At 58.7% G+C, this 13200-nt stretch carries 11 protein-coding genes; 4 read left to right on the top strand and 7 right to left on the bottom strand.

Annotated elements, in window-relative coordinates:
- Nucleotides 1-52 precede the first annotated feature (52 nt).
- The gene (locus EFB11_RS06450; RefSeq protein ID WP_122789448.1) at nt 53-1570 is read right to left on the bottom strand and encodes a sodium:solute symporter family protein; all 1518 of its coding nucleotides are present in this window, start codon (nt 1568-1570) and stop codon (nt 53-55) included.
- Between the two features lie 253 nt (nt 1571-1823).
- Between EFB11_RS06450 and EFB11_RS06445 the strand changes: the two genes are divergently transcribed.
- Nucleotides 1824-2540: a GntR family transcriptional regulator gene (locus EFB11_RS06445; protein ID WP_164706640.1), complete on the top strand. Its 717-nt coding sequence runs from the start codon at nt 1824-1826 to the stop codon at nt 2538-2540.
- A gap of 41 nt (nt 2541-2581) precedes the next feature.
- On the opposite strand, the gene EFB11_RS06440 is transcribed toward EFB11_RS06445, so the two are convergent.
- The 4 genes from EFB11_RS06440 to EFB11_RS06425 are packed head-to-tail and all read right to left on the bottom strand — an operon-like array spanning nt 2582 to nt 6092.
- Entirely contained in the window at nt 2582-3289 is a 708-nt protein-coding gene (locus EFB11_RS06440; RefSeq protein ID WP_122789446.1) for a DUF4230 domain-containing protein, read from the bottom strand.
- Nucleotides 3290-3334: 45 nt separating this feature from the next.
- Nucleotides 3335-4618 (bottom strand): dihydroorotase, encoded by a 1284-nt coding sequence (locus tag EFB11_RS06435; RefSeq protein WP_122789445.1) that lies wholly within the window; start codon nt 4616-4618, stop codon nt 3335-3337.
- Nucleotides 4619-4646: 28 nt separating this feature from the next.
- Nucleotides 4647-5813 carry a cation diffusion facilitator family transporter gene (locus tag EFB11_RS06430; protein WP_122789444.1) on the bottom strand — a complete coding sequence of 389 codons (1167 nt, stop codon included), beginning with the start codon at nt 5811-5813 and terminating at the stop codon, nt 4647-4649.
- Between the two features lie 3 nt (nt 5814-5816).
- On the bottom strand, nt 5817-6092 hold the full coding sequence (locus EFB11_RS06425) for a DUF1294 domain-containing protein (protein WP_122789443.1): 276 nt from the start codon (nt 6090-6092) through the stop codon (nt 5817-5819).
- A gap of 317 nt (nt 6093-6409) precedes the next feature.
- Here EFB11_RS06425 and EFB11_RS06420 point away from each other — a divergent pair, with 317 nt between their 5' ends.
- Complete coding sequence (locus tag EFB11_RS06420; RefSeq protein ID WP_164706639.1) at nt 6410-7633, top strand: D-alanyl-D-alanine carboxypeptidase family protein; 1224 nt, start codon at nt 6410-6412, stop codon at nt 7631-7633.
- A gap of 214 nt (nt 7634-7847) precedes the next feature.
- Nucleotides 7848-8483, top strand: coding sequence for a corrinoid protein (locus EFB11_RS06415; RefSeq protein ID WP_122789441.1), 636 nt, complete (start codon nt 7848-7850; stop codon nt 8481-8483).
- 110 nt (nt 8484-8593) lie between these two features.
- Here EFB11_RS06415 and EFB11_RS06410 read toward each other — a convergent pair whose 3' ends face one another.
- Both EFB11_RS06410 and EFB11_RS06405 read right to left on the bottom strand, forming a co-directional pair.
- The gene (locus EFB11_RS06410) at nt 8594-10081 is read right to left on the bottom strand and encodes an ASKHA domain-containing protein (protein WP_122789440.1); all 1488 of its coding nucleotides are present in this window, start codon (nt 10079-10081) and stop codon (nt 8594-8596) included.
- Nucleotides 10082-10083: 2 nt separating this feature from the next.
- A complete protein-coding gene (locus EFB11_RS06405; RefSeq protein WP_122789439.1) occupies nt 10084-12114 on the bottom strand; it encodes a hydantoinase/oxoprolinase family protein in 2031 nt (676 codons plus the stop codon).
- 197 nt (nt 12115-12311) lie between these two features.
- Between EFB11_RS06405 and EFB11_RS06400 the strand changes: the two genes are divergently transcribed.
- The gene (locus EFB11_RS06400) at nt 12312-13088 is read left to right on the top strand and encodes a DUF1638 domain-containing protein (RefSeq protein ID WP_164706638.1); all 777 of its coding nucleotides are present in this window, start codon (nt 12312-12314) and stop codon (nt 13086-13088) included.
- Nucleotides 13089-13200: the final 112 nt, after the last annotated feature.

The raw sequence follows: 13200 nt of genomic DNA, 5'->3' as shown, positions 1-13200 counted from the left end.
GTAGAAAACAGGCAGATGGGCAGCCTGCTTGACCGCCCATCTGACAAATGCTTTAACGGACCGAAGCCGTTTTTTCCTGATTGCGTTCTGCCAGAACCAGTGCGACGCGCTCTTCCTCGGTATGGGTGGAGGGAGGAGTCAGCAGGCTGACGACGATGCAGAAGATAAAGGTAACGATGGTTACCGGGAGTGCCGGGCCCTTAAAGACCTCGGTGATCCAGGCATTGAACGGCTGGTATACCAGATACACGACGCCGAAGGCAATGCCGCTGGCCATGGTTGCCACGCCGCCCTGCCAGGTTGCGCGCTTCCAGAAGCGGCCGACCAGCAGTGCAACCGCCATGCCGGGGGTAAACGAACCGATGACGTTGTTGATGTAGCTCATGATGTCGTTTGCGAAGATGGTCATGCCGAACGCACCAACCAGCATGATGACCAGGATGATACGGGAATACTTCGGGATGTCCTTATCTTCGACCGGCTTTTTGAAGATGAGCGCATAAACGTCGGTCAGGAAGGTGGTAACGCCCGCGATGGCGTCCGAGTCTGCCGACGACATGATGGCCGACAGGCCCGCGATCAGGCAGATCAGACCAATGGCCGGCGGGAAGACCGTGGTTGCCATGTAAGCAAAGGTAAAGTCCGGATTTGCCAGGACGCTTTCCGCGCCCGTATTGCTGGCAATGGTGAAGCCCGACATACCGACGATGGCCGGCAGGATGGAGAAGCAGCCAACGACTGCTGCCGCGATCAGAATGGCCTTGCGAGCAGTTTGGGGGCTCTTGGCGGTGTAGACGCGCATGTGAGCGGTCGGGCCGGCCATTGCGCCGTAGTAAGAAGCCAGAGCAACGGCCAGAACGCCGAGTACACCCTTGGAACCAACGCCGAATGCGGTCATCGCGCCCGGGTTGCCGGCTGCTTCGTAGGTTGCGCGGATGGTGTCAAAGCCGCCCGCTGCCGGGATGGCCAGAATAGCGATGGTCACAAAGCCGCCGAACAGCAGGACCGCCTGAATGGCGTCGGTCCAAACAACGGCCATATAACCGCCGACGAATACATACACACCAAATGCCAGAACGGTGATGATCTTGGCCGGGATCATATCCATGCCGATCAGATAAGCCAGGTAGTTGGCGCCGCCGTTGATGGCGCTGCCCACCCAAACGATGGAAACGATGAAGATGACGACCGACATGAACTTGCGCATGTACGGGCTGCCGTCATAATAGAATTGCAACTCTTCACACAAGGTGCGGAACTTGTGCTTACGAACGTGCGAGAAGCAGAAGGCAACGGTCACCAGGCCGATGGCGTTGGCCAGCGGATACACCGCGCCCAGCCAGCCATCGCGGAAGCCGTTGGCGGTTGCGCCGACCGAAGTACCGGTGCCGACCGCGGTTGCGGCGGCGGTGCAGATGAGGAGCAACAGGCCGACGTTGCGGCCGCCCATCAAATAATCTTCCCCCTGTGTTGTGCCTTTTTTACTGGTGAGATAGGCGATGAGTATCATCAAGCCGATGTACACAAAGAATCCCACGATGAACAATGCAGCGTATTGTCCGGATACCATACTCTTTTCTCCTTTCCGTTTCGCCAAATTGTATAGACGACTTGTGCTTATTGTATAACGCGCCCTCTAAGTTGTAAAGACCTCTTAATAAAATTTGTCGAAACGACATTTTTATGAATGGTAAATTGTGCATATTCACTAAAGTGGTCGGATAGATTCTTTGGAGATTCGCTTGAAATCTAAAAGAAATGAGATATAATAAATAAAAAGTGTACGCGGCATGCCCCGCGTTAACAGGAGGACCATAAGCAGCATGAAACAGAAATCTTCCGCTTTGCGGGCCAAAGAGGCATTTTTGTCTTTATATCAAGCCGGGGAGTTTGCACCGGGCAGCAAGATCCCATCCGAAGTGCACATGGCCGAAAGGTTGGGCGTGAGCCGGGAAACCTGGCGCAAGACCCTGGACCTGCTGCGAAGCGACGGATTGCTGGTCTCCAAGCACGGATCGGGCACCTACCTTTTGGAAAAACCGCGCCGCATTGCCAACGATCTGGCGCAGCTGCAAAGCATGAGCAAGATGATCGCCGCGGCGGGCATTCAGGAAAAGGAGTCCGAAATGGTCTGCCGCATCGATACGGCGCCGCCCGAGGTCAGCCGGTTTTTTGAAACCCCGGAAGAAGAAAAGTTCTTTATCTTACAGCGCATCCGGCATGCGGATTTTGGCATCATTTCGGCCAGTCTGGGCTATTTGCCGCAGAAATACACCAAAGGTCTGGCCGAGCACCTGCCGCCGTCGTTGTTTGCCTACTTAGAGGAAACGCAAGGTCTGCGCATCAGCCGGGCATTGACCGAGCTGTTCATCCCGGACAAGGCCGACCCGCTGCGGGTACTGCTCCAGCTGCCCGAAGGGTGCGATGCGTTCGGGTTCCGGCAGTACCATTACGATTCGCGCGGCAACCCGCTGCTCTATTCGCTCGATTATCTGCGCAGCGATCTGTTCCACTTCACGATCCTGCGTAACCGGCCATAAAAAAACCATCCTTTCCCTCGGGGGAAGGATGGTTTTTTTGTTTACTTGATGGAAATTTCGTATTTGTCTTTGCCGCCTGCCAGCGATTCAATGAGCGACTGGGTTGCTGTTTTGGCCTTGTCCGAGGCTTCGACCAGCAGACCATCGGCTGTGGCTTTTGCCTGTGCGACCGGCTGCTGCGCCTTCTCAAAACCGGCAAAGTCGGTCACCTGAATGGTGACAAATTCACCCTGGTTGCTGTTGTAAACCGAAAGGCTGTCCTGGGTGATCTCATTGGAAGAAATCGCGGGTTCGGGCAGCGTGACCGTGACTTTCTTGCCCTTGACTTCGACCTGGATCTTGGTCGGGTCGATGGCTGCCGTGATGACACCCGAATAGGACAGCGTAAAGCCCGAGGAATAATCGGAAGCATCCCAGCCATAAAAATCCTCCACGTTTTCAAAACGTTCCACATTGGTGTAGTGGTAGGAGGTGCTGGACAGGGTGGTCAGCGCCGCCAGCTGGGTGGTGACATTTTCGTTGGTCAGTTTGGTGCCGCGGCCCTTGCCCCAGGCCGAGCCCATCGAGAAAATCACGAAAAAGATGACAAGCACCGTGGCCAGCACGATCAGCCGGCGCTGCAAGACGCGGGCGCGCTTGGTCTTTTTCTTTTTGCGGGGCTGCTGCGGACGGGGGGCAGCCCGATGCTCCCCCTGCGTTTGGGCCGGCGCCTGCGCGGCCTGCGGAAATTCTCTTACGTTTTCATCCATGTGTTACACCGTGATCCTTTCTTTATTCTCCACTCCTGAAAAAAGTTAGCCGAAATGAATGGCCCGCTGGCCCATGACAATGCCATGCACTGCCCCACGCAGCGGTTTGCCGGTAAAGGGCGTGTTGGACGATTTGGACTGGTATTTCGTGTAGACCTTGTCGGCGTCCCAATCCAGAATCGCCAGTTCGGCGTGGTTGCCCGGCTCGATGGATTTGCCCGTCAGGCCGTAGATCTGCGCCGGATTTTTGCTCATGCAGGTCAAAAGCTGCATGCGGGTCATGCGGCCGGTCTTGACCAGCGCGGTGTTGCACACCGAAAAGGCGGTTTCCAGACCCGTGATGCCCGAAGGGGCAGACGCAAAGTCCTGTGCCTTTTCTTCGGCAGCGTGCGGCGCATGGTCGGTGGCGATCATATCGATGGTGCCGTCCTTCAGACCAGCGATGAGCGCCTGTCGGTCGGCTTCGGTGCGCAGCGGCGGATTCATCCGCGCCAGCGTGCCGTGTTCGAGGACCGCATCTTCGGTCAGCGCCAGATGATGGGGCGTGACCTCGGCATAAATCTTGGCGCCCAGTTCCTTACCCGCCCGGATGAGCGATACCGACAGGGCGCTGGATACATGCTGGAACACCACACGCGCGCCCGAGCGCAGCGCCAGGGCGATGTCGCGCGCGATCATGACTTCTTCCGAAATGGGGCGCGCACCGGGCACACCAAACTTGGCAGCTGCCGCCGAACCGAAGTTCACGCCCGGCGAATCGACAAATTCGGGCGCTTCCTCATGGAAGGAAAGCAGGGTATCGTTTTTAACGGCTTGCTCCATGGCCCGCATGACCAGGGAAGCGTCGCGCAGCGGGATGCCGTCATCGGTAAAACCGGGGGCTCCGGCGGCCTTGAGGGCGGCAAAATCGGTCAGTTCCTGGCCTTTCAGGCCCTTGGTGATCGCGCAGGCCTGCAAAACATGGATGAGCGGGTCCTGTGCGGCTGTCTGCTGGGCATATTCGAGCGTTTCCAGGCTGTCGCAGACCGGTTTGGTGTTGGCCATGCACACCACAGTCGTATAGCCGCCCGCGGCGGCGGCCCGCATACCGGTGTGAATATCTTCTTTATGGGTCTGCCCTGGATCGCGGAAATGCACATGGGTATCGATAAATCCCGGCGTGACCGTGCGGCTCTTGGCGTCCAGCAGGGTGACGTCCGGTCCGGCCGAAGCCCAGTCGATATGTTTTTCCACTTGGGTGATGACCCCGTTGTCATCGATCAGAATATCGCGCAGGCCATCCAGGCCGGTGTAAGGGTCCATGATATGCGCGGTATAAATGAGTAGCATGAAGTTCCTCCTTTTGGATGGACGAATTTTACATCTGGTGATCGACGGTGATCACGGCATGGAACCGGCGGTCACGTGCGCGCAAAGCCCGCCGAATCTCTTTTAAAAGCTGCTGTTGTTTTTCGCCCTGGTATTCAAAGGGCGCAACAATATCGAAAATCAGGTTGATCTGACGGTCGCCATCGACCACGCGGAAATCGTGCATGGTCAGGCGGTTGTCGATCTTGACAATGGCCGAAAGCGTCATATCCCGCAGCTGCTGGATGTGTTCATCATCCACCGAAACCGGGTCCATATGGATGACCAGAAACACGCCGGTCTGCTGCCAGACCGCCTTTTCGGCTTCGTCGACCACCTCATGGATGGCGACAAAATTGGCCGAATCGGGCACCTCGACATGAATGGAAGCCAGCGACTTGCCGGCGCCATAGTTGTGAACGATCAGGTCGTGCACGCCGATGATGCCGTCAAACGACAGAACAATATCTTCGATGCTCTGGACGATGTCCGGGTCCGCCGCCTGGCCGATGAGCGGGCTGAGCGTATCGCGTGCAATGCCGATGCCCGACCAAAGAATGAATACGGCAACGATTAAACCGATATAGCCATCGGCCGGGATGGACGTAAATTGCGATGCGATCATGCCGATGATGACCACCGACGTGGTGATGACATCGTTGATGGAGTCCTGCATGGCTGCGCGCAGCACGGTCGAATCGATGCGGTTGCCTAAATTGCGGTTAAAAGCGCCCATCCACAGTTTCACGAGCATGGACAGCGCTAAAATCACCAGGAGTACCGGCGAAAACAGGACCGCCGAAGGGTGCAAAATGTGGTCGATCGAAGTTTTGGCAAATTCCACGCCGACCATACCAATCAGGAAGGCGACTGCCAGACCGGCCAGATATTCGGTGCGGCCATAGCCGAAGGGATGTTTGCTGTCCGGGGCTTTGCCGGCCAGCTTGAAACCGACCACCGAAATGAGAGAGGACAGGCCGTCCGATAAATTGTTGACAGCATCGGCAGCGATCGAGATCGACCCGGTAATCAGGCCAATGACCAGTTTGATTGCAAACAGGAACACATTACAGAAAATGCCCACAATGCCGGATACCACGCCATAGCGTTCGCGCACCTGGGCATCCCGCACGTTGTCAGCGTCCGGGATAAAATGCCGGATAATAAATTGTGTCATGATTTACAGTCCTTCGCGGAAATAATAGACAGCCGCCAACAAGGCAAGCTGTAAAAGAAAAATCGCGGGAATGCCCCACATGAACCGTTTGTGCAGGGTTTTGTGGCGGCAAAGGCGCATCGTCAGGTAAACACCCGGGCAGCCACCCAGAAAACACAGCAAAAACAGTGTTTTTTCGGGCACCCGCCATCGATGCCGCCGGGCTTTCCATTTGTCCACCGCGACCAGTACCGCGCCAGCCAGGTTGACCAGCAGCAGATAAAAAAGTACATAGGGCAAGAGAAATCCCTCCTCTGGTCGGCTTTTCGAAAGGTGTGGTATAATAGCCGCTCTGCGGCCATGCTGCCAGACTTGGCAGCATCATGCAATCAGCATGGTATAATAGCCGCTCTGCGGCTATTATACCACAGGAAGAGCAAAATTTGGAGAGGGATTTCACGGTTTCAAGAAATCTTAAAATTTTTTGGGTTTTCCGGCTCGAAACCGAACGAAAAATGTATCTTTTTGGCAAACATCTTGCGATTGGCCGGCGCATCGTGTATGATAAGAGAAATTTGGGGGAAGATAAAAGCAATAAATGGAAGAAAGGAACCCAGATGAAACGGATTTTAGGATGGGCCATGGCCCTACTCATGTGTACATCTTTTGCCGCCGCAGCGGCCGAGCCGCCGGTGCTGCAAAGCCGGCAGGCGGTGCTCTACTGCGCAGAAAATGGACAGGTCTTGTTCGATCAGGAGATGGATACACCGGCGCATCCAGCGTCGATCACCAAGCTGATGACCGCCCTGCTGGTGCTGGAAAGCGGGATCGATTTGGACCAAACGGTCACGGTCAGTCACGATGCCGTGTATTCCATCGAACGCGGGTCCACCCACATTGCCCTGGATGAGGGCGAACAGGTCACGCTCGAACAGATGATGTATGCCATGCTGCTCACTTCGGCCAACGATGCCGCCAATGTGCTGGCCGAAGCGGTCGACGGTACCCAGCAGGCCTTTGCTAAGCATATGACCGAACGCGCCAAGGAACTCGGCTGCCGGCATACCAATTTTGTCAATGCGCATGGGCTGGATGACCGTTTGCATTATACGACCGCTTATGATATGGCGTGCATCACCCGGGAGCTACTGCAATACGATACATTTTTGACCATTGCAGGCACCCAGGTCTATACCATGCCGCCGACCAACAAACAATCGGAACCGCGCTCCTTCTGGAACAAGCAGAATATTTTAAATCCACAGTCGGAATATTATGACCCTTCGGCCATTGCCGGGAAAAATGGATACACCAGTCAGGCGGGGCATACGCTGGTCACGGTCGCCCGGCGCGACGGCGTGACGCTGATTGCAGTCGTTTTAGGCGACGATAAAACCGGAAAACTGGTGGATACCACCGCCCTGTTCGCCTACGGATATGACCAATTCCACAAAACGGAGCTCAGCGCGCAAACCATCGTCCAGAAGGCCGAGAAAGCAGGACTGTCGCCCGATGCCGACGCCGTCCAGGCAGAGATGATCTTGCTGCCAAACGATACCCAAACTGATGCGCTGACCTATACCGCCCAGGATGACGCTTTGCTGGTCGATGCCGGGGCAGGCGATCCATTGCTGCTCGAAGTGCCGCAGGACACCGTGCCCACCGGGGCAGCTCAGGCCGAACCCAAGGAGGACGGACACCCGGTCCCCGGGACAACCGAAAAGGCGTTTTGGATTGGCGCCGGGGTGGTCGGCGGTCTGGTGGTGCTGGTGGCAGGCCTGTCCTACCGCCGGGCACGGATACGAAAGCGCCGACGCATTTCCTGGATGCAGCGCCGTTAAGAGCAAACAACCCCCGTTTCTGCGTATGCGGAAACGGGGGGTTTTTATGCGCCGCACGGCCTCAAAAGGCAAAGGGAAAGATAATGCAAAAAAAGTGCAAATCCGTTCAAGAAAATCCAAGGGTAAAATGGTACCATAAGATCAAACAAAGGCTGCGGCAACAAAGAGCAGCAAGCGATTTGAGATGAAATTTTGAAAAGAGGAGATCATGGTAATGAGTGTTTTGAATGACATCAGTTCTTGGCTGCAACAGGGCCGCGCGCCCAAGGTAAAGGCTTGCGTACAGCAGGCGCTGGACGAAGGCATCCCGGCATCCGATATTCTGGAGCAGGGCCTGCTGGACGGCATGAACGTCATCGGCCAGAAATTTAAGAATAACGAAGTGTTTGTTCCCGAAGTGCTCATTGCCGCTCGCGCAATGACCAAGGGCATCGAGCTGCTCCGTCCGCACCTGGTTGCAGACGGTGTGGAAGAAAAGGGTACGGTCGTTATCGGTACGGTCAAGGGCGACCTGCACGACATCGGCAAAAACCTGGTCCGTATGATGATGGAAGGCAAGGGCCTGAAGGTCATCGACCTGGGCGTTGACGTGCCAGTCGAAAAGTTCATGGAAGCGGCTCGCGAAAACGATGCCAAGATTATCGCTTGCTCGGCGCTGCTGACCACCACCATGGGCGAGATGCGCGACGTAGTCGAAGCCGTCAATGCTTCCGAACTCAAGGGCAATGTCAAGGTCATGATTGGTGGTGCACCGATCACCCAGGCATTCTGCGATCAGATCGGCGCAGACCGCTATACGCCCGACGCAGCTTCGGCTGCCGACGTGGCATTGGAAATTTGCACTGCTTGATTTTTTTCATAATTCCGGTAAAAGAGGACGGTATGAACCGTCCTCTTTTGCTGTGCAAATCAAAAAACCGCCCCGGCATAGGATAAGTTCCTGCCGGGGCGGCTGCTTTATTAAAAGGTCATAAACGACATGCAGTCGACATAATAGTCCATAAAATCCGGGCTGGCCGACAGCGAAATCTCGGTCGCGTTTTGCGCCATCTGTTCACTTTGCGCGCGCAGCGAACGGTTCATCAGCAGCATGGCCGCGCCGCCAAGCGCGCCGTTACCGATGAAGTCGGCCTTGTCCCGCAGCGCGGCGGGGAATAGACCGATGGCACAGGCTGAATCCATATTCATCGAACTGCCGAACCCGCCCGCGATGACGAACCGGTCGACCGCGTCCGCGGGCAGGTCCTGTTCTTCCAGCAGGGTGATGAGCCCGGCAAAGATGGCCGACTTGGCCAGCTGGATCTGGCGCACGTCGCGCTGGGTGATGGTCACCTCGGTGCCGTCCACCGTGTAATCTTCATCCAGATAGCCGGTGTCTTCCAGGGTTTCGTCCTCCAGCAGAACGGCCAGTGCATCCAGAATGCCCGAGCCGCAGATGCCCACCGGCGGCGCATCCTGGACGGTCTGATAGCAAATTTTGCCGCCCTCGCGGCGCACGGCGCGGATCGCGCCCGCGGCGGCGGGCATGCCGCAGCTGAGCCCCGCGCCCTCAAAGGCCGGTCCGGCTGCCGTGGCGCAGCAGGATAGGTTGCCGTCCCGCATGAGGGCCATTTCGCCGTTGGTGCCGATGTCGGTCAAAAGCTGCACACCGCCGTCCTGCATCCCGGCGGCCAGGATGGCGCAAATAATGTCCGCGCCCACATAGGCGCCCACGCACCGCGGCAGATAAACGGGCGCACCCGAAAGCGTGTGGCGGCTCATGCAGCCAAAGTAAGACTGCACGTCAAACGGTACGACCGCGAGCGAGGCCGGGTCCAGCCCCTCGTACAGATGGAGCATGGTGCTGTTGCCGGTCACGACCGCTTCGTCGATGTGGTCGATGCCCGCCTCATGCAAGCAGGCAGCCGCCATGCGTTCGAGCTGTTCACGGATGCGGCTGGATAGGGTGTCCAGCCCTTCGGTCTTACACGCCTCGATGCGCGAGATGACGTCCGCGCCAAAGCCACGCTGCGCGTTTTCTTCCAGCCGTTCGGCCAGCACCTGACCGCTGACACGGTCAAACAGCTGCATGGCGACCGTGGTGGTGCCGATGTCGGCCGCAATGCCGTAGCCGGTCTCGGTGCGGTCAAAGGGTACGGTCTTGTTCCAGGCCACGATGCGCGCCGGACCGCTTTCCGCGAGATGAACGGTCATGCCGTCTGTGACCGGGCACGAGCAGGCCAAACGCACCCCGGCATCCCGTTCTTGCTCGCTGAGCAGCCGCAGGTCGCTGGCCGAGGGGGCCGGAGCCGCACCTTCGAGGATGACCCGGCACTTGCCGCAGGTGTGGTTGCCGCCGCAGGGCTGCGCAAAGGTGGGGATGGCGCGGCGCAGCATATCGCCCAGATTTTCGCCGGGCGCGGCCTCGAGCGCAAGCGTCTGCGCGCCGGTTTTTACCGTGATCGTCATATTCAGCAAACCTCCTTCATCGTACGGCCCAGACAAGTGCTGGCCGTCACGCGGATGCGGGTACACAGCTTGCAGCCTCCGCCGGTCACATCCTCGGTGTGGGTCACAATGGACAATTCACCCGCCGCGCCCTGTTCGCGCACGCGGGCAGCCGCATGTTCGGCCAGCCGCGCCGAAGCCCAGGCAACGGCTTCGCTCTCGGTAGCAAAGTAGCAGGGCGGCTGTCCCTCGCAAAGCACTTCATAATCGCCTTGCTGCTCGTCCTCGGGCGACAGGCCATGCGGCCGGATTTCGGCTGTGGCCGTGCAGGTCGTCTGCCCGGTCACGGCGCCCGCGGCATTGGCCGTGGACGCGCCCTCGGGGATGATGCACTCCGCGCCCAGCGCTTTCGCGGCAGCGGGCAAGAACAGATGCACCGGCCCGCCGATGCCAATGATCTTGGCCGGGGTGCGGAAGGCGTATTGCAGCAGACCGCTGCCGCCCGATGCCCGGTTTTCCCATTGCAGGCGGAGCAGTTCACGCATGCCGTCGTCCAGCCCGTGGGTGCGGTAATAGGGGGAAGCATGCTCAAGCAGCATCTGCGACACCGCGTCGAACACCCGATGCGAAACTTCGGTATAGATGTCATCGCACAGGGCTTCGAGTTCCACATGCAGCGACCCGGCGGCAAACCGTGCCGCCCAGATGGACGCGTTGCGGTCATACCGGGTGTAGTCGCCGCGTACGTGCATGATGTCGGTCGGGGTCAGACCGGCACGCAGCACGATGCCCGCCTGCTCGAGCGTGCGGGTGCGCAGCTGGTATTTGTCGATGCCGAGCACGTCGGCCGCCTGCTGTACGCTGAGCGGCCCGGCTTCGAGCGCAAGGCACAGCTTTTGCTCATGCGCTTCGAGTGAGAGCGGTAAATCGGCCCAGTCGGCCCGGGCCAGGGTGAGAAATTCGTGCAGCATGAGAGTGTGGGTGGGTGTCTCCAATACCTGGCGGCGCAGCGTCTCGGTCACTGCCGGATAGCGGGTCGCCAGCACGCACAACGGGATGATACGCTCGGGTCCGAGCGACCGATTGCCGTGGACATCCCAGCGGATGGCACTGTCCCCGCCCAGGGCAAACGAGGTCGAGAACAGCCCGCGGATGAGCGTTTTCCATTGTCCCACACGGATGCCGTCGTCTGAGAGGAGGGGTGCACCGTCCTGCACCAGTGCCACGTCGGTGGTCGTGCCGCCGATGTCAACGATGACCGCGTCCGGCTCCCCGGTCAGCGCGCTGCCGCCCAGCGCCGAAGCGGCCGGGCCGGACAGCAGGGTCTCGACCGCGTGCTCAGCTGAATAGTTTAGTCCCATCAGGCTGCTGTCCGAACGCACGATGTGGATGGCGGCATCGATGCCGCGCGCGCGGAAGGCGCGCTGTACGGCGTCCAGAAAGTCGCGCGTGACCGGCAGCAGCCCGGCATTGAGCACCGCGCTGGCCGCCCGTTCCAAACTGGACAGGCCGCCGAACAGCAGGCTGGCGCATACGGTGGGCAGGCCGGTCTGCTCGCGCACGATGCGCGCCGCCTTTTGTTCGAGCACCGCGCCATTGCGCATGCCGTAGATTTCACACACGGCGCAGGCTTCCACCCCGGCAAACCAGTCCTTGGCGCTCGCCCGCAAAAGGTCCCAGTCGGGTTCTTCTTCGATGCCGCCCGTAATGGTCGTGCGGCAGGACAGGTAACGGATGTCATCCGGGTCGGTAAAGCCATAGGAGGCGCCGTATTTTTCCATGCCGCGGCGGTCGATGCCGAGCAGCAGCAGACGGGTGCGGCGGAATTTGCCTTCCACGCAGGCGTTGGTCGCCAGGGTGGTGGACAGGCCGGCCAGCCGCGCCTGGCGGCACAGGGTCGGGTCCAGACCATCAAGCGCCTGCAAAATGCCGCGTGTCAGATCGTCATAGGTGGTCAGGGCCTTGCTGCTGCCCAGCACCCGCCGGGTGTCAAAATCATAAAGGACAGCATCGGTGCAGGTGCCGCCCGTATCGATACCAATGGCCAGATTCATGTGGGTCCTCTCCTTCTGCCTGTTTCCTGCTTTCAGTATAGGCCGCCGGACCGGGCGGCGTATAGGAAAATCATGCGCCGCTTTGGGAGGAAATTGCCCTTCCTTTGCACTTTCGTCCAAAACCGCGGGCCATGCCTTGCCCCGCGCCGGGCGCGGGCGTATAATAAGGCCAATCCAACCGAAACGGAGGGGAAATGATGCGTATTGCCATCATCGGCTGCATGGTCATGAACCGGGAGATCTCCCATCTGGTGGCCGAAAGCCGGCATATGGTGCGGGTGTGGTGGCTGCGGCAGGGCTTGCACGATACGCCCGACCTGCTGCGCACCAGCTTGCAGGAAACCGTGGACACCATTGAGCGGGAAAACGAACATCTGCCCGAAACGCTGCGTTTTGAAGCCATCGTGCTGGCCTATGGCCTGTGCTCGAACGGCGTGATCGGTCTGCGCAGCCGGTCGCTGCCCATCGTGGTGCCGCGGTGCGACGACTGCATCTCGCTCTTTTTAGGCTCGGCCGACCGGTATCGGGAGCTGTTTGCACGATTGCCGGGCGTCTATTGGTACAACGCCGGATGGATCGAGCAGGCCTTCACACCGTCCAAGGAAAACTATGCCCGCCGTCGGGCCGAGTACGCGGCTGAATACGGCGAGGAAAACGCCGACTATCTCATGGAATGCACGAATAATTGGATGACCAATTATAAACACTGCGGTTTTATCACCTGTCCGCTGGCCGAGCGGCCGGAGCATGAAGCCTATGCCCGGCAGGCGGCCGCCGATTTTGGCTGGGAATTTACCAAAGTCGAGGGCGAAATGGGCTTTTTGGACGCGCTGGTCAACGGGCCGTGGGACGATGAACGGTTCCTGTCCTGCCCGCCGCACAGCCGCATTGTCGCCGATTACAGCAACCGGAAGTTTCGCAGCGAACCGGCGCCGCTGGACGATTTTGAGCGCGCAGACGAGACCGGGGAGTGAGCGGACGCTGCAAATGACAAAGTCAATTATATCCGAAATCTGAACAATTTTCTCCTAGCAGCCGCCCGGCGGGGCGTGCTATCTTGAATACAGCGATATGCAGAAACTACAT

The organism is Intestinibacillus sp. Marseille-P6563 (assembly GCF_900604335.1).
Classification (GTDB): Bacteria; Bacillota; Clostridia; order Oscillospirales; family Butyricicoccaceae; genus Butyricicoccus_B.
This window is presented reverse-complemented; position numbering and strand designations above follow the sequence as displayed.